Source organism: Neisseria subflava, assembly GCF_003044935.1.
GTDB classification, from domain to species: domain Bacteria; phylum Pseudomonadota; class Gammaproteobacteria; order Burkholderiales; family Neisseriaceae; genus Neisseria; species Neisseria subflava_E.
In genome coordinates, this window is sequence record NZ_POXP01000001.1 from 505,954 (window position 1) to 528,809 (window position 22,856).

19 protein-coding genes and 1 pseudogene are annotated in these 22,856 nt (G+C 48.8%); 17 read left to right on the top strand and 3 right to left on the bottom strand.

The annotated features are described in order from the left end of the window. The first annotated feature begins 38 nt into the window (after positions 1-38). Complete coding sequence (nadC, locus tag DBY95_RS02470) at positions 39-920, top strand: carboxylating nicotinate-nucleotide diphosphorylase (RefSeq protein WP_107723265.1); 882 nt, start codon at positions 39-41, stop codon at positions 918-920. A gap of 218 nt (positions 921-1,138) precedes the next feature. Here the strand turns inward: nadC and DBY95_RS02475 are convergent, their stop codons facing one another. Then, the gene (locus tag DBY95_RS02475; RefSeq protein ID WP_107723266.1) at positions 1,139-4,339 is read right to left on the bottom strand and encodes a TonB-dependent receptor domain-containing protein; all 3,201 of its coding nucleotides are present in this window, start codon (positions 4,337-4,339) and stop codon (positions 1,139-1,141) included. 596 nt (positions 4,340-4,935) lie between these two features. Between DBY95_RS02475 and DBY95_RS02480 the strand changes: the two genes are divergently transcribed. The 6 genes from DBY95_RS02480 to DBY95_RS02505 all read left to right on the top strand — a co-directional run bounded on the left by DBY95_RS02480 (position 4,936) and on the right by DBY95_RS02505 (position 12,657). Then, positions 4,936-7,134 (top strand): TonB-dependent hemoglobin/transferrin/lactoferrin family receptor, encoded by a 2,199-nt coding sequence (locus DBY95_RS02480; protein WP_107723267.1) that lies wholly within the window; start codon positions 4,936-4,938, stop codon positions 7,132-7,134. Positions 7,135-7,206: 72 nt separating this feature from the next. Further along, on the top strand, positions 7,207-7,998 hold the full coding sequence (locus tag DBY95_RS02485) for a heme/hemin ABC transporter substrate-binding protein (RefSeq protein WP_107723268.1): 792 nt from the start codon (positions 7,207-7,209) through the stop codon (positions 7,996-7,998). Positions 7,999-8,140: 142 nt separating this feature from the next. Beyond that, positions 8,141-9,082, top strand: a complete 942-nt coding sequence (locus DBY95_RS02490) for a FecCD family ABC transporter permease (protein ID WP_107723269.1) — start codon at positions 8,141-8,143, stop codon at positions 9,080-9,082. 46 nt (positions 9,083-9,128) lie between these two features. Further along, positions 9,129-9,854 carry an ABC transporter ATP-binding protein gene (locus DBY95_RS02495; RefSeq protein WP_107723270.1) on the top strand — a complete coding sequence of 242 codons (726 nt, stop codon included), beginning with the start codon at positions 9,129-9,131 and terminating at the stop codon, positions 9,852-9,854. A gap of 273 nt (positions 9,855-10,127) precedes the next feature. Then, a complete protein-coding gene (hutW, locus tag DBY95_RS02500) occupies positions 10,128-11,948 on the top strand; it encodes a heme anaerobic degradation radical SAM methyltransferase ChuW/HutW (protein WP_107723271.1) in 1,821 nt (606 codons plus the stop codon). Between the two features lie 91 nt (positions 11,949-12,039). Next, on the top strand, positions 12,040-12,657 hold the full coding sequence (locus tag DBY95_RS02505; RefSeq protein ID WP_107723272.1) for an NAD(P)H-binding protein: 618 nt from the start codon (positions 12,040-12,042) through the stop codon (positions 12,655-12,657). Between the two features lie 154 nt (positions 12,658-12,811). On the opposite strand, the gene DBY95_RS02510 is transcribed toward DBY95_RS02505, so the two are convergent. Next, the gene (locus tag DBY95_RS02510; RefSeq protein ID WP_159068464.1) at positions 12,812-13,513 is read right to left on the bottom strand and encodes a glutathione S-transferase family protein; all 702 of its coding nucleotides are present in this window, start codon (positions 13,511-13,513) and stop codon (positions 12,812-12,814) included. Between the two features lie 85 nt (positions 13,514-13,598). Here DBY95_RS02510 and DBY95_RS02515 point away from each other — a divergent pair. The 4 genes and pseudogenes from DBY95_RS02515 to DBY95_RS02530 all read left to right on the top strand — a co-directional run. Then, positions 13,599-13,718: pseudogene (locus DBY95_RS02515) on the top strand (LysR family transcriptional regulator); the annotation flags it as partial. Between the two features lie 239 nt (positions 13,719-13,957). Then, positions 13,958-14,404: a tetratricopeptide repeat protein gene (locus DBY95_RS02520; RefSeq protein WP_107723275.1), complete on the top strand. Its 447-nt coding sequence runs from the start codon at positions 13,958-13,960 to the stop codon at positions 14,402-14,404. Positions 14,405-14,436: 32 nt separating this feature from the next. Then, complete coding sequence (locus DBY95_RS02525) at positions 14,437-15,417, top strand: pyrroline-5-carboxylate reductase (RefSeq protein ID WP_107723276.1); 981 nt, start codon at positions 14,437-14,439, stop codon at positions 15,415-15,417. A gap of 353 nt (positions 15,418-15,770) precedes the next feature. Then, on the top strand, positions 15,771-17,408 hold the full coding sequence (locus tag DBY95_RS02530; protein ID WP_107723277.1) for an NAD-dependent malic enzyme: 1,638 nt from the start codon (positions 15,771-15,773) through the stop codon (positions 17,406-17,408). 82 nt (positions 17,409-17,490) lie between these two features. Here DBY95_RS02530 and DBY95_RS02535 read toward each other — a convergent pair whose 3' ends face one another. Beyond that, on the bottom strand, positions 17,491-18,381 hold the full coding sequence (locus DBY95_RS02535) for a LysR family transcriptional regulator (RefSeq protein ID WP_107723278.1): 891 nt from the start codon (positions 18,379-18,381) through the stop codon (positions 17,491-17,493). Positions 18,382-18,558: 177 nt separating this feature from the next. Between DBY95_RS02535 and DBY95_RS02540 the strand changes: the two genes are divergently transcribed. The 6 genes from DBY95_RS02540 to DBY95_RS02570 all read left to right on the top strand — a co-directional run bounded on the left by DBY95_RS02540 (position 18,559) and on the right by DBY95_RS02570 (position 22,284). Next, complete coding sequence (locus tag DBY95_RS02540; protein WP_107723279.1) at positions 18,559-19,137, top strand: NAD(P)H-dependent oxidoreductase; 579 nt, start codon at positions 18,559-18,561, stop codon at positions 19,135-19,137. A gap of 80 nt (positions 19,138-19,217) precedes the next feature. Beyond that, a complete protein-coding gene (locus DBY95_RS02545) occupies positions 19,218-19,442 on the top strand; it encodes an aldo/keto reductase (RefSeq protein ID WP_234394577.1) in 225 nt (74 codons plus the stop codon). Between the two features lie 46 nt (positions 19,443-19,488). Next, positions 19,489-19,989 (top strand): OsmC family protein, encoded by a 501-nt coding sequence (locus DBY95_RS02550; RefSeq protein ID WP_224783358.1) that lies wholly within the window; start codon positions 19,489-19,491, stop codon positions 19,987-19,989. A gap of 92 nt (positions 19,990-20,081) precedes the next feature. Next, entirely contained in the window at positions 20,082-20,417 is a 336-nt protein-coding gene (locus DBY95_RS02555; protein ID WP_107723280.1) for a thioredoxin family protein, read from the top strand. A gap of 266 nt (positions 20,418-20,683) precedes the next feature. Then, the gene (locus DBY95_RS02565; RefSeq protein ID WP_107723282.1) at positions 20,684-20,995 is read left to right on the top strand and encodes an ArsR/SmtB family transcription factor; all 312 of its coding nucleotides are present in this window, start codon (positions 20,684-20,686) and stop codon (positions 20,993-20,995) included. Between the two features lie 74 nt (positions 20,996-21,069). Then, positions 21,070-22,284, top strand: a complete 1,215-nt coding sequence (locus DBY95_RS02570; RefSeq protein ID WP_107723283.1) for an NADH:flavin oxidoreductase/NADH oxidase family protein — start codon at positions 21,070-21,072, stop codon at positions 22,282-22,284. Positions 22,285-22,856 lie beyond the last annotated feature (572 nt).

Below are 22,856 nucleotides of genomic sequence, written 5' to 3' on the forward strand. Positions count from 1 at the left end.
ATCGGGCAATATCAATATTTTTCAACAAAGGAACCTTCATGTCGTCTGAGAATAGTCTTCTACCTCTACCCGATACCCTGTTGCGCCCCATGGTAGAACAAGCCTTGAGCGAAGATCTGGGCAGGCGAGGAGATATTACGTCCGCAGCTGTCATCGCTCCCGATAAAACTGCCAAACTTTTCCTGAACAGTCGTGAGGACGGCATAATCGCAGGCATGGACTTGGCGCGTCTTGCCTTTCAGACGATGAATCCGTCCGTCCGTTTCCAAGCTGAAATTCAAGACGGGCAAGCCGTTCGCGCAGGTCAGACGCTTGCCGCCGTCGAAGGCAACGCCCGCGCGCTGCTCGCCGCTGAACGCACCGCGCTCAACTACCTCACGCACTTAAGCGGCATCGCCACCGCCACCGCACGTGCCGTTGCCGAAGTCGCTGAATACGGCACAGACATCGTGTGCAGCCGCAAAACCATCCCACTGCTTCGCGTCCTGCAAAAATACGCCGTCAGGGCAGGCGGCGGCGTGAACCACCGCATGGGCTTGGACGACGCCGTGCTCATCAAAGACAACCACCTCGCCTATTGCGGCAGCATCGCCCAAGCCGTGCAGCAGGCAAAACAGGCTGTCGGACCGTTGACCTGCGTGGAAATCGAAGTGGACACGTTGGCACAACTGGACGAAGCCATCGCAGCGGGCGCGGAACGGATTTTGCTGGACAACATGGACGACGAAACCCTGAAAGAAGCGGCAAACCGCTGCCACACGCAAACCGCCCACCCACACACCGTCTATTGCGAAGCATCGGGCGGCATCGGCTTCGATCGCTTATGGAGCGTAGCGCAAACCGGCGTGGACGGCATCGCCCTCGGTTATCTGACCCACAGCAGCCATTCGTTGGATATAGGATTGGATTTCGTGGCTTAAATTTCGAGTTTGCTATAAAGCAAAGGCCGTCTGAAATATAGACGTTTCATTTTCAAGCAGCCTTTTTGCTTCCAAAGCAGAAGATATAAAAATTATGCAGGTTAGCTTCAACTTTCATATAACATAAAAGAGTAGGGCATAACTAAGCCATCATGAAAAAAGCCGTCTGAAACCCAATGTTCAGACGGCTTTTTACTCCCAAAATGATTAATTGATCATTACCATTTTCCAGTTATCCCAATACGGATTGTCCTGCCCGGTGCGGGCATATAGGAGCGGCTCATCGGGTCGAGGTAGTAGCGGTTGGTCAGGTTGCTGCCCACAAGCTCGGCGGTCAGATTTTTGCCGATTTTGTAGCGCAAATAGGCGTCCCATATGGCGACAGGCTGCCAACGCATGGTATCTGTATCCGCTTGAAGATTATAGTCATTGATACGGTTTAATTGATCGTAATATGCCTGCCATACCGTACGGCGGTTTCGATACACACGGCTGTGATAATGGAAGCGGATGCCGCTTTCCAGCTTGTTACGGAAGAAGCGTCCGCCCAAATCAGCATCAATCGACCAGCGCGGTTGAACCATACTGGCAAGATAACCGTTATCGGTCAAACCGCCGTAATTGCATTCGGGCGCGGGAATAAATCCGCCGCCAGTCAAGTAACTGGAATCATGTACACTGGAAACGGAAAAAGATTTGTCGCAAACTTTGTTTTTGAGCGTACGCAATACGCCGACTCCTCCAAAAAACCTGCCGCTGTCGAAGCGTGCCTGTAACTCCACGCCGGTACGGATTTGTTTGTCGAATTGCTCGAATTCAAAATTCTCGTCCCTGTCGATGATATTTTTGGTTTTGTTGCGGAAGTAGTTGATGCGGAAATCCGCATTTTTCATTTTTGGAAACAGTCCAGTTAAATCATGAATGTAGCCGACTTCCCAGTTTTTGGCGTGTTCGGGCTGCCAACCGTATCCCATTCGTGCAAATGAACCCGCAGCAGTCGAGAAGCCATAAGTCCCCTCAAATATGCTGGGGAAACGTAGGGATTCGGTATAGCGCAGATAGGCTCGGGCATTATCGGTAAAATTGACGGCGGCTGAGAATGCAGGAGCCCATCCGCTGCCACCCTGTTTGTGGGCGCGCTGCAGTTCGTTAGGTGTAATAGGAGCCCTATACATTCTTAGAATGTCATAATTAGGTATATATTTTTGAACTACGCGCGGACTGTCGGGATTGCTTGGATCATAAGCAGGATTGACGGCTTGACTATGCAACTCGGGAATAGCAAACCAAGGATGATTGGCAGGATTCAGACGACCTTTGTCGTCTTTCAGCCAATAGTATTTCAGCTTATCCAGCCTTGGTCTGTTTTCGTCATGAAAGGGAGTAAGATTTAATATTGCCACCCCTCTATCATCTATTACGATACTGTCTCTTGCCGCATTGAATTCGTCATTGTTAACCGCATTCAGATAATCACGATATTCCTGCTCGGTTGCTACACGGGTAAACTGAAATACCTGACCTCGATTGACTTGTAAGGGATTGTTGTATTTGTCAAATCCGGTTTTTAACCGCTCGTTGTCGTCCTGTATCTTGAAGTTGGTATAGCGCGCTCCTGCCGTCAGAGTCAGCCAGCTCATCGGCTGGTAGCGGAAATTGAAACCAAAATTCCATTCTCTGCGCCTACCGTTTCTCGGCTCGCCGAATCTTGTCAGCTCGGTATTGGTAACCAATTGCTTTGCTTCTATTTCCTCCCTGTATTTGTCCAAGCCGTCATGGCTCAATTCTTCTGAAAACTCATTGCGCGATCTCAATTTTTCATTCTGGAAGTCACCTATCAGAGTCAACGTCAGCTTGTCATGCAGCTTCATGCGGTTGGAAAAATTGAAACCGTTACGGGTATTGTTAGCATAGTAGGCATTGCCCTCTATGGTATTGAAGCGTCCGTTGGTATTCGGAAGCTGTTCGACGACATTCGGTTTTTTCGTGTAACCCAATGCCTCATACATGCGCTTGGTTTCTTCATTGTAGGTATTCCAGCGACTCATCACAGTTTTCCACATCATTAAATTGTCCACCCTGTCTTCATACAGGGCGTCGCCGGGCGAACCGCCTGCAGTATTGGTTTTGGATTTGGTACGGGTCGTCCACAATGACGCATCGAAATCTATCCAACGGCTGCCTTCGGGCTTCCATGAATAGTCGATATTGTAGGAACGCTGTTTCACCCATGCCCTCGGCCACTCCGCAATTTTATTTAAATTGTCGGGCGTACTGAAAATCGGGCCGATGACGCGGGAAGGCATGATTTCGCCGAAAGTGGAGTCGGTATGGCGCAGGCCGAATTTGAGCGTTTGGCGGTTCGGCAGGCGGAAGGTGGTTTTACCCAGCCATGATTTATTTTCCAGCGAAGTATTGGTTACCTCTCCGCCCGGATGATAAAAAAGTCCGATACGGGCAATATCGGGTGCACCCAGCATGGCTTCACTACCGTAAAATTTTTCGCCTCTTGCAGCGGCATCTGCAATCTGCCTGTTTAATTCATTGACCGTTTCCATTGTCCAAGGACCGATATAGCCGTAGCGCTCCGCCTCTTTTTTGCCGGAAAAATAATTGCCTTTACTGCGGTAGGCATAGGCGAGCATGGCATCGAAATTGTCCTGCTTGGTGGCGGCGGCAATGCGGTAGGCTTTATCCTCCCCAAATCTATTGCGTCCGCTGAAACGTTGATTGACGCGGTCGGTATCATTCAACATCGCCCGCCAAATACCGCCAAGCGCGACAGCAGGTGCATCCAATGTCCGATAATCAACTGATTTTTCATAGACATTGGTACGCTGCTTGATAGAATTATTGGCAGCTTCCGCCTTCACTTCAAAGCCGTATTTCTGCCCTTCGGGGACAATATCGTCGGCATCGATGGTTTTCAGGGCGACGGAGCCGCCTATGCCGCTTTTCATATCACGGCTGAACGAGGGGCCTTTTTCGATGGAAACGCTGCTGATGATGTTGGGGTCGACGTAGTTGCGGTTGTTTGCGCCTGCGTAGCCGCGCCAGACGGTAATCGCCTGCTCCGTGCCGTCGATGGTAACGGGAATCCGCCCCTGCCCCTGCACGCCGCGTATATTGGGATCCAGCGCGCCGCTGTTGCGCGCGTCACCGCTGTACACGCCGGACATACCGCTCAAAAGGTCGGATACGGTGTTGCCCTTGAAGGTTTCGACTTCGTTTTTGCTCTTGTAAAGATTGACGATTTCGCGGGTATAGACGCGGTTTTTACCGATTTCGTCTTTATTGCGTGTGCCTTTGACAGTTATGGTATCGAGAATAACTGTCGAATTATCTGCAGCATAAACGGCAGGGACGAAACCAATGGCGGCGATGCAGGCGGAGAGGGTGGTGACTTTGATCGGTTGCATAGAATGTATCCATATAACTTGATTGGTAAGGCCGTCTGAACAAGACAGACCGGAAATAGATGCGATTACACTCTGACTAAAATAATACAAATAAGTTTGATTATTATTTATAATTTTATGAAATTCTAACTAATTTTAATAATATGGAAATGTTTTTTGAGTTTGAGGTAAATAGAAGGGTGAGAAATAAGAGGAACAAATAAAAACTTGTTTGAATATTTCAGACAGGCTTGGATTCGGATTCCAAATGCAACATCCGAATACCAGTGGTTGGAACAGATTCAAGAATAAAACACTTGGCGTTTCGTGGCTAAATGTTTTCCTCTGCGATGTACTTCTCGATCATTGTCGATGATGGTGTCGGCCTCCTAATTGCCGATGCGGGATTTTTGGTCGACAACGGCAGGTCTGTTTTCTATGCCGACGCGGTCGGGCACTTTGCCTCTGATCCATGAATTATTTATCCAGCTACGTCATACTATATTTTGCGTTTTTGAAGTGGTTTTTAGTGCTATCTTGTGGTTCCTAAACTTGCAAAAACTGCCTATTTGTTTTATAAATGAAAACCATTTTTATTCAAATAATAGGGTCATGTAATGAAAAAGAAATCGATTGCCTGTGTGGTAGGGGCGGTTTTTTCCGGACAGTTATATGCGGCTCAGATGCCGGTGGCTCAGGCAGAAATAGAACCTGTGGTGGTTACGGCCGACCGCAATGCGCAAACCTTGGATAAAGCCGCTCCGAATGTGTCGGTTATCGGACGCAAAACCTTGAATCAAGCCTCGGCGCAGAATTTGGACGATATCGTGATGTATGAGCCCGGCGTCAGCGTGCCGTCAGACAACAACCGCCGCGGTCATGCCGGTATCAATATCCGAGGCATAGACGGCAACCGCATTCTGATGATGGTGGACGGCGTGCGCATTCCCGAATCTTATGCAGGCGGCGGCTCCAACGGCGCGATTTCGGGACGTGATATGGTCGAAAGCGACACGCTCAAGCAGGTCGATATTGTCAAAGGCCCTTATTCCGCGCTGTACGGCAGCGATGCGCTCGGTGGCGTAGTGAACATGGTGACGCTCTCACCGAGTGATTTCGTCGATGCGGGCAAACGCGGGCATTTCGGTTTGAAACACGGCTACCGCAGCCGCGACCGCAGCCATGGAGTTACTGCGACTGTGGCAGGTTTCCATGAAAACGCTGAAGGTCTGCTGATGCTGACGCGCCGTCAAGGTCATGAAACCGAAAATATGGGCAGCGATACCAGCTACTCGACTGCGCGTACTGCCACCAATCCACAGAAAAACAATGCCTACAATATCTTGGCGAAAGGCAATATCGGCAACGAACGCCACCGCTTGGAAACTTTGTACGAACAGTATTACCACGCCAACGATACCGTATTGGCAAACGGCTTGGGTTCGCAATCGCACGGGCCGGTAACCATCGCAACATCTGAGAGCAATGCTCGCGACCGTATCCGCCGTCAACGTATCGAAGCGGGCTACCGCTACGCTGGCGAAGGCCGTCTGAAAGAAGCCAACCTGACTGCCTATCAGCAAAAACTGCGTACGGAAGACGATGCTGTCGATGCGAGTATTACGCGTATGGGCGCGCGCCAATTAGGTAACTCGACCCGTTATTCCGACTACGGTTTCAATCAGACCATACGCGGGCTGAACGGGCGCGGCGTGTGGGAATTTGACGGCGCGGTCAAACAAACCGTCGTTGCCGGCGCAGAATACAAACACACTGAGACCGCCCGTCCGCGCGACAGCCTGACAGTGGACAATCTGACCGGCGCCGTCAGCAAAGTTTATGCAGGCAGCACCTATCCGAATAAAACCTTCCCCGACAGCAAGCGCAAAACGTTCAGCGTTTACGCGCAAGACAGCCTGACCTTCGGCAACGGCATCGTCCTGACCCCGGCCTTGCGTTACGAAAAAGACAAGCTGAACACGTCGACCGACCAAGCCTATCTCAACGCCAATCCCAGCGGAACGGCGACGCGCTTTAGCGATTCCGCGTTTACGCCCAGCCTGCGCCTGAGCGTGCCGATGGGTGAGCAGTTCACCGGTTTTGCCACTTATTCCCAAGGCTTCCGTACGCCGCCGTTTGACAGCGCAACCATGGCGTTTACCAATACGACCTACGGCTATGCCGTCATTCCCAATGCCAAACTCAAATCCGAACGCTCCAACAGCTTTGAATTGGGGATGAAGTTCAAAAACGAACGCGCCCGTGCGCAAGTCACCGCGTTCTACAACCGTTACCGTAACTTCATCAACCGCACTGAAATCGGCACCTCCACCGTTGGCAGACGCCCGATTATCCAGTACCAATATCAAAACCTTGATCACGTCAAAACCTACGGTGCCGAAGCTTCTGCCGCCTACAAATTCCTGCCGGGCTGGCAAGTCTCCGGCAGCATCGCTTGGATGCGAGGTGAGCAGCAGGACGGCAAACCATTGGATTCCGCTTATCCGCTTAACGGCGTTTTGGGTTTGGATTACACGCAGGAAAAATGGGGTGTCGGCACCAAGCTGCGCTGGTCGAAAAAACACAGCCGCGTCAGCAGCGACACTGTTTTCCAAGCGCCGGGTTATGGCGTATGGGATGTCGGCGCGTGGTACAAGCCGTTTAAAAACCTTGAAATCGGCGCAAACATCTACAACGTCGGCAACAAAAAATACTGGCAGCACGCAGACGTTGCCGGCATGAGCCGTACCAGTGTGATGGACTTGTACACTGAAAGCGGCCGCAATTTCGCCGCAACCGTACAACTGAAGTTCTAATGTGATTCAACCGTTTTCAGACGGCCTGAGAAAGCGAGCAGGCCGTCTGAAAGCATGCGACAAGGAAAAACAATGAAACTCAAACTCCTCCTGCTTTCCGCGCTTATTTCGTTGGCCGGCACTGCACACGCGCAACGCATCGTCGTGTTGACACCCGATACGGCAGACATCGTTGCCGCGCTCGGCGCATTGGACGAAATCGTCGGCCGCGATCAGACCGTTCAAAATCCGGCGTTGAAAAACAAGCCCAGTATCGGCATTCATCGCCGTCTGACGGTTGAACCGATTGTGGCCGCCAAACCCGACATCGTCATCGGTTCATGGATGGCGCAGCCTGCCGATATTTTTGCCCACCTGCAAAAAGCAGGCATTAAAGCCGTCAATGTTGCGCCCGATGACAGCATCGCCGCCTATCCGCAAAGTATCCGCAACATTGGTCAGCTTATCGGCAAAAGCGCGCAGGCGGACAAGTTGGCCAGTAAGTGGCAGGCGGATATGAAACAGCAGCCTTCCAGCGGCAAACGCTACCTCTTCAGCTACGACGGGCGCATCGTATCGGGCAAGAATACTGCCGCCGACGAAATCATCCGCCGTGCCGGCGGTATCAATGCCGCAGCCGCCATTGACGGCCTCAAACCGATGACGCGTGAGGCATGGATTGCGGCCAAACCTGACATCATCATTATTGCCGACCACAACACCGCCATGATAGGCAACGTCAAAACCTTTGCCGCACGCCCCGAAATCGCCGGCTCGCCTGCCGCGAAAAACGGCAAGATTTATTTGTGGAAGGCCAACGATATGTTCCGTTACGGGCTGGATACGCCGCAAGTGATTCAGCGTTTGCACGGTTTGGCGAAATAAACGCGCCTGTTTTGAAAAACCTGTCTGATTTTTGTTTTCAGACGGCCTTGATTTGTTCCTTCTTATTGAGGAGGAAGCAAAACGGTTGTCTTAAAAATGCCGTCTGAAACCGTCCCTCAATCCGCTTAAACCGCATGATGTCATGAAACCGCATACCCTTACCCTCTGCCTGCTGCTTACTGCCGCCGCCGTTTATTTGTGCTGCGGCATCGGCTTTGGTGCATGGGAGTCGCCGTTGGCGATGGATGAAACCGTTCGCCAAATCCGTTTACCGCGCATCTATACCGCACTTTTGGTCGGAGCCGGTTTGTCCGCTTCGGGGGCGGCATTGCAGGCTTTATTTGAGAACCCGCTGGCCGATCCGAGTTTGATCGGGACATCGGGCGGGGCGGCCTTGGGCGTGATTGTGTTATTGGCTTTGGGCGGCGGCGCGATGGGTGTGCCGGCGGCGGCTTTTCTCGGTGCATTGGGTGTGTGCCTGTTGATTTTGGCGGTGCACAAACTGCTCGGCGGCGGTACTTTGGGATTGCTGGTGTTGGGGTTTGTGTTGAGCGCGTTTTCGGGCGCGGTAGTCAGCATGATTTTGTTTTTATCGGACGATTTGGTATTGCGCAGCGCGACCACATGGCTGTCGGGCAGCCTTGCCGAAGCCGGTTTCTCATCGCCTGTCGCGGCAATCGCGGTCATGTTGCCCGGTTTTCTGATTTTGCTGTCGGCAGGCAGGCGGTTGGACGTTTTGATGACGGGGGAGGACACGGCTGCCAGTATGGGGGTATCAGTTGGGGCTTTGCGTGTACAAACCGTAATCGGCGCGGCATTGATGACAGGGGCGGCGGTATCGCTTTCGGGCATCATCGGTTTTCTCGGCATGATGATCCCCAATGTGCTGGCGCAAGCCGTCGGCGGCAGCCGCCGCAAACTGATTGCGCTGTCGGCTTGGTTGGGCGCAGTGTTTTTGATGGTGGTGGACGGAGCGGCGCGCTGGCTGACATACCCTGTCGATCTGCCGGTCGGGATCGTGATTGCCTTATTGGGCGGACCGTTTTTTATGTATTTGTTTATCAAGCCTTTGAAAAGCCGTTGATGCCTAAACAGGCCGTCTGAAACTTCATTGCCCCATATCTTTTGCCATGCACACCTTATTTCAAATCTGTAATCTTTCCGTCCGTGTCCAAGACAAAACCCTGCTTGAAATCGATCAACTGGATATACCTTCGGGCATGACTGTCATTATCGGCCCGAATGGTGCGGGCAAATCTACTTTGCTGCGGGCCTTAATCGGGCAAACAGGGCAGGGGGAAATCACGCTTTTCGGTGAGGCCATTGCGCCGCAAATCCGCGCGGGCAGGGTGGCATGGGTCGGGCAGCATGGCTGTTACAACATGCCGATGACCGTACGCGAATACATTTCGTTGGCGTCATTCGTACAAAAAGGCCGTCTGAACCATGAATGGGCGGACGAGTTGCTCGATTATTTTGATTTGACGGCATTGGCGGATAAGCGCATCGGCAAGCTATCAGGCGGCGAGCAACAACGCGCCAACATCATCCGCGCCCTGTTGCAAAACGCGCCGGTCTTGCTTTTGGACGAACCGTGCAACCATCTCGATATCCGCCATCAACACCGCCTGATGCGGTATTTGGTCGGGCATTCAAACCGTGCCTCATCAATGATGGTATTGCACGATTTAAACCTCGCCGCGCGTTATGCGGAACATCTTATTTTGATGAATAAGGGAAAAGTCGTTGCATCAGGCAAGGTGGGAGAAGTGATGCGCCCCGACTTGCTTGAATCGGTTTACGGTTGGCAGATACGCCGTTGCGAAGATGAAGCAGGGTTTTATTTCAGAAGCTGAGTGCCAAGAGGCCGTCTGAAAACGATAAAGAAAATTTATTTTATCGTTCAAAAATAAAACGAGATGGGAGGATGTTCCCGGCTTGAAGAACCAGATTTTGCGCATTTCACAAGTAACATGCCGATTTCTATTAAATAGAATTACATTTAATTATTTATAGAATACAATATTTTAAAATAATACTGATTTTTAATTACATAAAAATATTGACAAGAAAACGATGATGGTTATTTAATATAACAATCTTATTGATAACTTTTATTAATCATTATCATGGTACAGCAGCTTGTTTGGACTCCGAAACAATCCGCACCCAAGGCATTTCCCGAACGTCAGGCATTAATGCCCGTTTGGGGCGGCGTTCCAATGCCGCGTCCCCAGTGGCAGAACATTTGGAAGAAAAAGCTTCCCCATGCCACCGATGTGGACGCGCTTGCTTATCTGCATATTCCATTTTGCGCCAACCATTGCGTTTTTTGCGGCTTCTACCGTAATGCGTGGAAGGACAGCCAAAGCAGCGTGTACACCGACAAAATTATCGAAGAAATGGCCGCTGAAGCTGAAGTTCGTACAGGCAAGGGCAAAATCCGAGCTGTTTATTTCGGGGGGGGAACGCCGACCGCGTTGCTTACGGAAGACCTCGTCCGCCTGATTCGTGCCTGCTACCAATATCTGCCGCTTGCCGAAGACTGCGAGTTCACCATCGAAGGGCGCATGAGCCATTTCGATTTGGAAAAAGCACAGGCCTGTCTCGAAGCAGGGGCCAACCGAATTTCCATCGGCGTACAAACTTTCAATACCGCCATCCGCCGCCGTCTCGGCCGAAAAAACAGCGGCGACGAGGCGTTTGAATATTTGGCAAAATTGTGCGAACTCGATGCCGTGATTGTGGCCGATCTAATGTTCGGCCTGCCCAATCAAACCGATGAAGTTTGGCAAAACGATATCGCCCGCGCCGCCGAGTTGCCGCTGTCCGGTTTGGATACGTATGCGTTCAACCTTTATCCCATGCTGCCCATCAATCGCATGATTGAAAAAGGCGCATTTCCGACACCGCCGGGTTTCGATATTCAGGCAGACCAATATGCCTACACGGTTGAAACACTGCTGGAAAAAGGCTGGGAACAGGTCAGCAACAGCCACTTCGCCTATCCCGGCCGCGGCGAGCGCAACCGCTACAATACCCTGATCAAATCCGACATTCCCTGTTTGGCGTTCGGCTCCGGCGCAGGCGGTAACTTCGGCGGTTTCAGCTATCAGGTGCAGGGCGATTTGGAGAGTTATCTTGCTACGCCGAAAGGCGAGAAAAACATCGCGTTTATGAGCGGCCATAGTCCAAATAAAGCACTGCTCAGCAAAGTTCAGCACGATATTGAAACAGGCCGTCTGAATCCATTATTGTTTGACGGCAACAAAGCAGCGCAAAAGCTGATTGCCCAATGGCAGGAAATGCAGCTTTTTAAAGAACCTGATTCAGACGGCATTATCCGTTTGAATACCAGTGGCCGTTATTGGTCGCCCACCCTTATCCGCAAACTCATGCTCACTCTTCCAACTCAAGAAAAGGATCAAACCATGCAAAAACTTTCAGCCGAACAACAAACCATGTTGCGTCAATCATTGGAAAAAAATCCCGGCCAAGTACTGGAAATGCTGGCAGCGCAAAACCAATGCAGTTTTGAAGACGTTATCCGCTGCCTGCCTGAAGAGAACGTGCGCCAAACCGAAGGCAGCCGCATAGTCGAAATCCTCCAAGCCGTTGCCGCATGGAATGAATCCGTTACCTTCATCGCCCACACCCCCGATGCCATCGTCGAAGTTAGCGGCAAACTACCTAACGGCAAAGTCGGCCGCGGCTTCTACAACTTTGACCATCCCGAAACCGACGGCGGCGTACACGGCCACATCTACTATGAAAACTGCGCCTCCATCTACCTTTTGGAACGCCCGTTTATGGGTAAAGCCACTTGCTCGCTCAACTTTATCAACCGCAACGGCGGCGCCATGTTTAAAATTTTCGTCGGCCGCGATGAAGCAGGCGAGTTGAAACAACATCAAATCGAAGCCATGCGCAAACTGTTTGATGCCGCTTAAACGGTTTCAGACGGCCTGAAAATCCGTTCCTTGTTACATAGAGGAGCGGATTTTCTAACAATAAACATCTACCATACAAAGGACCCCAAACATGCAACTCATCTTCGGAGCCAACGGGCCGTCCGGTCGCGCCTATATCCGCACATTGACTGACTCAGCCGATACCGTCGCCGTATTAAGAAAGCCGTCTGAAGACAGCTTTTTTGCCGAACACAATATTCAAATCGTCGTCGCCGATGCGCTTGATGCCGACGCGCTCGATAAAGCGTTGGCACAATATCGTCCCGATACCGTGATCAGTTTTGTCGGCGGTAAAAACGAAGAGGGTATCCGCAGCGATGCGCTGGGCAATATCAACATCATTGCCGCGACGAAAGCCGCCAATCCGCAAGCCCGCTTTGTATTGATTACCAGCATGGGCTGCGGTGAACAATGGGACATGATGAGCGAGCCGTTCAAACAGGCACTCGGCGAAGCCGTCCGAGCCAAAACAGAAGCCGAAATCTATCTCAAACAAAGCAGTTTGAATTGGACCATCTTGCGCCCCTGCGGCCTTGCCGATGGCGAAGATAATGCCTATACCTTGACACAAAATGCCCAAGAAATTCCGCAAAAATACATGACGCGCAACGGCTTGGCCGCTGCCGTTGCTACCATTGTCGGCCAAGCGGACAGCAAGGGCGAAACGTATAGCGTTGGTGCGGCATAACCGGATTGAATATATTGTCCACTTTCCATTGTTAAAGTTGGAGTAGGTAATTGATTAGCAGCCGATCAAACAATAAAGGATTTGCTGAGAAAAGGCTGGGAGATATAAATAAAAGGCCGTCTGAAAAATTTCAGACGGCCTTTTATTTCTTGCTTTATTCTCCAAATACTGCCCGATCGAAACGTTCAATATAGGCGACTAAATTTGCTTTGGTTCTTGCATATAGCGCAATTTCAGTGTCGATGGGGGTAAGAATCAGGTTTGCAACAACAGGCACGATGGACACATCAACGGAGGTTAATTCTTCGCCGAAAAAGTAGGATTTTGTGCCTAAGTAGTTGCTAATGGCATCTAAATCTCCTTTTCCGAAGGCGTAAATATCGGATTGCGTGTGTCTTCCGATACCATGTCCGTACATTTCTTTTTTCGCGTTTTCCTGTAACACAGCAAAAATCGCTTCGGCTTGTTCGGTCGGCATGCCATCAAACATTGCCTTCATCATAAATGGTTTGCTGAGAGGATCGACGAAACGGTTATATACGACCATCCAATATAAATGTTCTTCTGTCATACGGCGAAAGGCTTCAGCAATCGCTTTTTGTTCAGGCGTTAAATGTTTATCTAAATCAATGCCGTAGGTTTCGGTTAGATAACGCTGAATGAGAGAGCTATCAGGGATCAACTTCTCGCCATCCTGCAATACCGGAACTTTGCCTTTAGGCATTTTGCTGAGATCGGCAACATATTCTTTTTCGAAATCTAAGCCGGATAAACGCAGCATCGCTTCAGTTTTCCAAGCGAAAGGTGATGAACTGCGAATTTTACCTTCACCGGGTAAAGTAAATAATTTAAGCATTTTTTTTCCTTTCATTATTTGTTATTCAAATACGGTTCTACAATAGTCCAAACAGCCGGGAAGTTCAAGACAAATACCGGATGTGGCGAATTTGTGCATGACTGCCAGCGCAATCAGTCAAGTCATTCGCAAGCTGGAAAATTATTACGGCGTCAAATTGCTTAACCGCACCACACGCAGCCTCACGCCGACAGCATCTCGCGCCCATTGGCACAATGGCAAACCTTGATTTGTGCTTCCCCAGACTATTTGCACAAACTCCCCACCAGCACCCTTTATGCCACCACCGCACATCGCACCCAATCAGCAAAAGTACGCACCGTATTGGATTGCTTAATGCGTTGTTTTGGTGAAGGGATAAATAAAAAGCCTTGAAATCTGACCGCACTTTAACGAAACTTTGTACTATTATTTCAATTCGCGATACATGTTAGGGAGTGATTTATGAAGTCCAAACTATCCGCGCTCGTCGCTACAACCCTTCTCGCCGCCTGTTCCACCGTTCCGCAACATAATGAGCAGGCGAAAGCCCTGTTGGACGAAGGCATCGCCTTGTATCAAAAACAGGATTACCAACATGCAATGCCCTACTTTGAGCAAGCTCAACAGGCTGGGCATATGAAAGCGCCGCGTTATCTGGGGCTGATGTATCTGAACGGTGAAGGTATCACCAAGAATGCGAAAACCGCTTTTACCTACTTCATGCAAGCGGCAGAAGAGGGCGACATCACCGGGCAATACTGGCTCGGCCATTGCTACGAAAACGGCATCGGCACGGCAAAAGACATGACCAAAGCCGTACATTGGTATCAAGAGTCTGCTAAACGAGGCGACCATATTTCCCAGCCAGCTATTGATGCGTTGAACCGTTTAGGCATCGAAAAAAATTAATGATTTCCCGCAAAATTTAAGGAGTTTCCACGATGAAGAAAACCGTAACGATGATTGCTGCAAGCTTGTTACTTGCCGCTTGCAATACCACCCCAAATGCGACTGAAAAAGCAATGACGACTCAAAACATGCAAAATACAGCTTGGGACAAACAATACGGCGGCGCGGATAAATCCTACGATAGTCGCTTGCTTGCCTTGCGTGAACAAATTGCACCTCGTTTTGAAGTGTTAACGTTTAAAGATCCCAAAACAGGCAAAGAAATGCAGTACAACCTGTACATCCCGAAAAATCTTGAGCCAGGTCGCAAATATCCGTTAGTCATGTTTATCGCAGATGCCAGCACAGCAGGAAAAGGCGTAAAAGCCCCACTAATGCAAGGCTACGGCGGCATCATCTGGGCAACCGATGAAGCGCAGGCGAAATACCCAGCCTTTGTCCTTGTACCGTCTTACACCAAAACGGCAGTCAACGATAAATGGGAAACAACTGAAGAAGTCCCCATGACCTTACGCCTTGTCAAAAATCTGATCGCCGAAAAAGCGATTGATACCAATCGTGTTTATACCACGGGTCAATCCATGGGCGGTATGATTTCATTCTACCTAAATAGTATCGATCCTAACTTCTTTGCGGCTTCTATGTTTGTCGGCAGTCAATGGGATATCAATGTTTTAAAACCATTGGAGAAAGCGAAGTTTATTTATACCGTTTCGGCTGCCGATCCAAAAGCCTCTGCAGGCATGGCTCAAGTTGGAAAAATGCTGAAACAAGATAAAGTCAGCTACGCCGAAACTGAGTTCTCTGCCAAATTACCGCAGACCGAACAAGACGCAAAAGTCCAACAAATGCTTGCCCAAGGCAAACGTATTAACTTCATCCGTTTCACACCAAATACCGTAATTCCGGAAAACTCAACCCACAAAGGTGCAGAGCATATGTACTCATTTGATTACGCCTATTTACTCGAACCTGCCCGTGATTGGTTGATGAATCAGAAGAAAGGAAAATAATCTTAAAATACAAGCGGTTAGATTTTGAAGATGATTTACAAAAATACCTAAAAAACTGACCGCTCTTTGTTATGAAAAAAAACGTCTGAAAAACAGGATAGGGGTGCAGCATCGTAGGCACGCATTCAAAAAATCAGACCAATGGCAGCCTGCACTGTTTCAGGTAGCCTGAAACAGTGTGGTTTAGATTCAGTTTCATTGTGACACGTCTGTTAGTAGTCTTTAAAAGGCTAATCATTAACTTTTAAGGACTTTCTAGGTTGTTAAATTAACTTTTAATTCATATTTTTTAAGTACAATATAACAGTCCATTTTTCGGACGAGCTTTTCCTAATCTTCACAGGAGACACAATATGAGCAACACCCCCACCATCCTACAGAACCCTCTCACCAACAAAGATACCGCTTTCACATTGGAAGAGCGAGCAAAATATGGCCTGACCGGCCGCCTACCTGTCGTTGTAGAAACGCTCGAACAACAGGCCACGCGTGCTTACCGCCAGTTTTCATCCTATGAAAAAAATATTGAAAAATATATCTTTCTTGATCAACTGCACAACCGCAACGAAGTACTGTACTACAAACTCCTGATTGACCATCTAGCCGAAATGCTACCCGTCGTTTACGACCCCACTGTCGGCGAAGCAATTAAAAAATGGAGCCGCGACTACCGCCGTTCGCGAGCTATCTATCTGGATGTAAACCATCCTGAAAACATCCGTGCATCGTTTGAAACGCTGGGCTTGGGTGCAAATGATGTAGATTTGATTGTGGTTTCCGATGCGGAAGAGATTTTGGGTATCGGCGACTGGGGTGTGAACGGCACGGATATTTCCGTCGGCAAACTGGCAGTTTATACTGCTGCTGCAGGCATTCATCCCAGCCGCACCATTGCTGTGAATCTAGATGTGGGTACAGATAATGAAGCCCTGCTCAATGATCCCACTTATTTGGGCAATCGCCATGCCCGCGTACGTGGTGAACGCTACGACGCATTGATTGCAAACTACCTGAAAACTGCTGCTGAAATGTTCCCCAATGCGCTTTTGCACTTTGAAGACTTCGGTCCGTCCAATGCCCGCCGCATTTTGGTGGAGAACCGCCGACAATATCGTATTTTCAACGACGATATGCAGGGAACTGGCGCGATTGTGATGGCTGCCGTATTCTCTGGCCTAAAAGTGACCAAACAGACCTTTGCCGAACAGCGGTTGGTGGTGTACGGTGCAGGCACCGCAGGTACGGGTATGGCCGACCAAATCAGTGCGGCGATGGAGCGCGAAGGCCTGAGTCGCGAAGAAGCGAAACAACGCGTATGGCTGATTGACATCAACGGACTGGTTACTGACGACATGGACGGCTTGCCTGATTACCAGCAGGAATATGCCCGACCCGCCACCGAAGTTGCCGACTGGGCGAAAACGGACGGTAAAATCGGCTTGCTCGAAGTTGTAAAACAAGTAAAACCGACTATCTTGATTGGCACATCCACCGATCACGGCGCATTCACTGAAGACGTAGTCAAAGCCCTATGTGCGGGCGTGGAGCGCCCAATTCTGCTGCCGTTATCTAACCCGACCGAGAAAATCGAAGTGATGCCGAATGAGGCTATAAAATGGTCGGATGGCAAAGCACTCATTTCTGTCGGCATCCCCGTGCCACCCGTGCCGTATAAAGGCGTGAACTACGAAATCGGTCAAGCTAACAACGCCATGCTTTACCCAGGGTTGGGGCTGGGGGTTATCGTTTCCGGTGCGAAACACGTTACTGACGGGATGCTGCTGGCTGCAGCTGAAGCAGTCGCCTCGCAAGTCAATCCGCAGGACGAAGGCGCGTCGCTCCTGCCATCGGTGAATAACCTGCGTGCATCGTCTGCTACTGTTGCTGTTGCTGTTGCCAAACAGGCGGTCAAGGACGGTGTAGCGACCAAGCAGCCTGAAAACTGGGTACAGGCGGTGCAGGACGCAATGTGGCAGGCGGTATATGAATAAGGTCTCCTAGAAGCTATAAGGCTACCTGAAAGCAAAAAGCAGTCTGAAATCCATGCAAAGAAGTCAGGCTGCTTTTACATTTTCAGACGACCTCCACCCGCAGCGTATCCACAATCAACTTAAATACATTCGAATGCCCGCGGCGGCTGGGGTAATAGAGGTAAAGCGGTTCGTAAGTCATAGCATACTCAGGCAACAGCTCGACCAGGTGCCCCGAATTGAGTGCATCCGCTACGCTCATATGTGCTATCCACGCAATGCCAAGGCCGTCTGAAACGGCTTGCAGACGCAGATGATTGTTGATGGAAAACTGCGATTTTGGCGTGAACGTAATCAGCTCTTTTTTGTATTTGAATTCCCACTGTATCTCCGTGCCGTGTTCAGCGGAGAGTTTTATGCCGATAAGGCGGTGTTGCTGCAGATCATCAATATTTTTCGGTGAACCGTGTTGCGCCAAATAATCGGGCGAGGCAACCAATACCATTTTGAGCGGTGCGGAAATTGGCACCGCAATCATCTCTTTCGCTACCTTGTTACCTAACCGAACGCCCATATCAAATCCTTCTTTCACAATATCTGCCCAACGATCGTCCACCACGATTTCCAAGCGGATTTTCGGGTATTGGTTCAAAATCGGCTTTAATTTTGGATACAACACGGCTTCCGCTGCCATCGCCGGGGCGTTGATGCGAATCAATCCCGATGGCGTATTCAAAAAATCATTTAATGCATCGACTTCTTGGTTTATGGCTTGATAAAGTGGGGAAAGTTGGTCGAAAAGCTGCTGCCCCGCTTCGGTCAGCGACACATTGCGCGTAGTGCGGTTGAACAGGCGCAAATTTAGCCGCGTTTCTAAATTTTTCATGCTGTGGCTCAACGCCGAAGAAGAAATCCCCAAAAGCTGTCCCGCTTTTACAAAACTCTGTGTTTGCGCCAGTGTTAAAAAATAATTCAGCTCGTTAAAGTTCTGCATTTTCTCTTTAAACTCTCTTTTATTAGTGAATTTAATTCATTGCATCATAAAGCTAAACCCTATTTATCTCAATAAAAACAAATCATAAAATGACTGCAACTTCATGAGAGTAAACAGAAGACAATATCCGTAAACATCACATCCTTTTTTTATAAATTATTTATTCTAGGAGTAAAAATGAACATTTTATTATTAAACGGTGGTAAAGCTTTCGGCCATTCTCATGGTGAGTTAAACCACACGCTTCACAAAAAAGCAAAAGAAGTTTTGACCGCACTTGGACACAATGTAAAAGAAACTGTGATTGATGCTGGCTATGATATTGAGGCAGAAATCGAAAAATTCTTGTGGATGGATGCCGTGATTTGGCAGATGCCTGTTTGGTGGATGCACGAGCCTTGGACAGTGAAGAAATACATAGACGAAGTATTTATCGCTGGACACGGCAAGCTTTACCACAGTGATGGCCGTCATCGTGTCAGCCCGACCGAAGGCTTCGGTACAGGTGGTTTATTGCAAGGCAAAAAACACATGCTTTCGCTTACGTGGAATGCGCCGATTGAAGCGTTCACCCGTGAAGGCGACTTCTTTGAAGGCAAAGATGTGGATGCTGTGTACATGCCTTTCCACAAACTCAACGAGTTTATCGGTTTGACCCGTCTACCGACATTTACATGTAACGATGTAGTTAAAAATCCACAAGTAGAACAATACTTCGCAGACTACCAAGCACATTTGAAAAAAGTGTTCGGTTAATAATAAAACATCAACTTGAAGCGGTGGGCTTTTGCCCACCATTTTGTCAGTCGCTAATTGGTACGAAATATGGCAAATCCGTGGCGCAAGTGATTACCCGCTGGCTGGTGGAACGTGGCATCATTGTATTGGCAAAATCCACCAAACCCGAACGTATGGCGGAAAACTTGAACGTCTTTGATTTTGCTCTCAGCGATGAAGACAAAGCCGAAATTGCCAAACTGGACGGCACGTTCGCCGCCATTGTCAATCACGACACGGTGGATAATTTGAAGCGCATCTCCGCGTGGAAAATGGGCGTGTAAGTGTAGCGAAAAACCATCTGCAATTCATCATATGAAAGGACAAAACATGATTAACGGGTTAGATATCGAACGTTTCCGAACTACCATGGCAGCGGTTGAAAACGACCATGCAAAAGGCAAGGCAGTATTACGCGCCGATTCGCGCTGGGTATCCGGCACGAAGAATGAAATCTCCGTGCGCCGCTTCCCTGCCTTTACCACAGACGAACCGAAAAACATGGGCGGTGAAAACGCCGCCCCAAATCCGGTGGAATACCTGATCAGCGCTGCGGCAGGCTGCTGCTCCATAGGTTTCGAGTTGCAAGCAGCATTGGCAGGCGTGAAACTGGAACAGTTTGAAATATCCGCAAGTGGCGGTATCGACATGGCCAAACTGTTCGGCATGGAAGATGGCTACGGCGGACTGGATAATCTGGTGCTAACCATAAAAGTAAAAGCCGACGCCGACCTTCCTACCCTGCAAAATTTCGCCGACCGCTCAGCCGCTACCTCCCCAGTGTTGAACAGCCTGAAAGCGCGGGCAAAAGTGGTTGTGGAAAAAATCTAGACGACTCAAAACGTTTTCTTGTTTTCATTTCGTTAAAAGCCCCTTTTCTGGACAACTAGAAAAGGGCTTAATCGCTCAAAGGAGGACATGGCATGCAACAACTGCACACTTTGAAAGACATCGAACAGGCCATCGCCACACACCCTTTAGTATCACTGTACATCAAAGCCCCAATCTGCGGTGTTTGTACGGTCGTGGCCGCCCAACTTGACTCAGCTTTGGCGGAGGAAGGAAATGTGTATGCCGTAAAAGCTGATATTGCTGAAATACCCGAAATGGCGGGACGTTTCCACGTGCTGACCGTACCTGCATGGCTGCTGTTTTATCAAGGCAAGGAAGTAGAACGGATGGCCCGCTTCATCCCTCAGGCACAGATGAAGCAGACATTGGCAAAATGGACAAAAGTAGCAGAAAGCGAACATCAGTAACCGGTCTATCAATGTTTCAGACGGCTGCGGTCTTGATAATGATGCAAGTGGTCAAGTTTTTAAGATGATTTGCAAAACACTTAAAAATTTGACCGCTCTTTATTACGAAAAGGTCGTCTGAAACAGCTTGTAGACTGAGATAATGATTGATGAAACGCTGTGATTTGTACACTAAAACCATCTTCTGAAAATTCCCTTTGACATTCCCCATCTTTCTCTCTAAAATACGTTCAAATTTTTAAACATATAAACTCAAGAAACCGAATATGCCGCAACAAACCATGAATTTAATGCGCGAGTGCATTCCTATTTTTACTGTGTTGAGCGATGAAAACCGCCATCAAATCCTGCGCGTGCTGTGGGAACACGGCAAGATGAATGTGAATGAGCTGACCGAGCATCTACATCTGTCGCGTCCTGCGGTGTCGCATCATTTGAAAATTATGTTGCAAGCCGGTGCGGTGGCGGTGGAACAGGTCGGCAAAGAGCGGTTTTACAGTATTGCCATGGCGGATGCGGTGGCGAAGTTGAGACAGCTTGCTGATTTGATGGCTCAAAATTGCCCGCTTTCAAAATAGGGTTATCTGTTAACCCTTTATTTTTATCCAAATACGTTTACATTTTTAAACTTATCAACTTAAAGGAAAGAATTATGTTATTTACCCCGTTCACTTTTCAAAACGGAAAGGGTACTAAAAACCGTATCTTCAAATCCGCCATGGAAGAGCAACTTGCCCAAAACGACCAGCCGTCTGAAAAACTCGTCCGCCTGTACGACACTTGGGCAAAAGGCGGTGCAGGTGTGTTGGTTACGGGCAATGTGATGGTCGCCGAAAGCGGCAAAGGTTCGATAAATGATGTGGTGATTTCAGACGACCGCAGCCTTGAGATGCTGAAAAAATGGGCGAAAGCAGGCACGCAAAACGACACGCTGCTCATCATGCAAATCAACCATGCGGGTAAACAGTCGCCTGCGGTGGTCAATAAAACGCCGCTTGCGCCGAGCGCCGTGCCGTTGGTGGGCATGGACGGCTTTATCAACCCGCCGCGTGAATTGACTGCCGATGAAATCAACGGGCTGATTCAGCAATTCGTACAAACCGCGAAAATTGCCGAACAGGCAGGGTTTTCAGGCGTACAAATTCACGCTGCGCACGGCTATCTCATCAGCCAATTCCTTTCGCCGCATCACAACCGCCGCCAAGACCAGTGGGGCGGCAGCTTGGAAAACCGTATGCGCTTCCTTTTGGAAACCTACACCGCCATCCGCGCTGCCGTGTGCAAAGATTTCTTGGTGGGAGTAAAACTCAATTCGGCAGATTTCCAAAAAGGCGGATTTGACGAAAGCGAATCGGTGCAGGTGGTACAAAAACTGTCGAAAATGGGCATTGATTTTATTGAAGTTTCCGGTGGCAACTACGAAAGCCCGCAAATGCTCGCGGCTAAAGACAGCACCCGCAAACGCGAAGCCTTCTTCATCGATTACGCCGAAAAAGCCCGTGCAGTCAGCCAAGCTCCGCTGATTATCACCGGCGGCTTCCGTTCGCAAAACGCCATGGAAGACGCCTTATCCAGCGGCCATTTGGATTTGGTCGGTGTCGCTCGTCCGTTTGCCTTAGTGCCTGATTTAGCAAAAAAAATGCAAAACGGCACCTACCAAACCGTGAAAACCGACCGCATCCAAACAGGCGTGGCGTTGGTTGATAAAAAAGCAGGCGCGATGCTGGAAATGAATTGGTACATGACGCAAATGGATTTAATCGGACAAGGCAAACAGCCTGATCCCAAATTGTCAGCGTGGAAAGTATTGCTGAAAACTTTATGGGAAAATGGCAAGGCAGGTTTGAGTACGGGCAGGGCTTTATGATGAAAGCGGTTGGATTTGAAGGAGGATTAAATTTTAAAATTTAACCGTATATAGAAGCATGGAATATAAATAAATTGATACTAAAAAACCGTTTGAATCTTTAAGTTCAAATGGTTTTTAGAATTTTAGATATCCACTGAGCGATACAAAAGATCCTGTTCTTTGAAAGTGACTTAGAATAAGAATTTAAAAAATACTAATTAAATTACTAAATTATGATTATAACTTATAATAATTTAACATAATATAAATTAATTTCCTTTTCCCTATTCTTCTACAAATTCCGCTGTTTTGTTCCTATATGTCAAATGAGAATTAATGATACTCTAGAGAGTGTGCTCATAGTACTACAATTTTTAGTATAAAATCAATAGGTTTTAAGAAATTTGTCAGTTCAATTATGCTATAACTCTATCACTTAATTATTTAGTAGCGGAATAGGGCCGTGGGGACATACCCTAAGCTCTTTAAATTCTTTGAGAATAGAGAAATGCAGTACAAATACTTGGTAATGTAAATGCCACCTAAATTCTAAAAACTAGTAAAAGAGGTCCGTTTTAAGCCATAAGGGA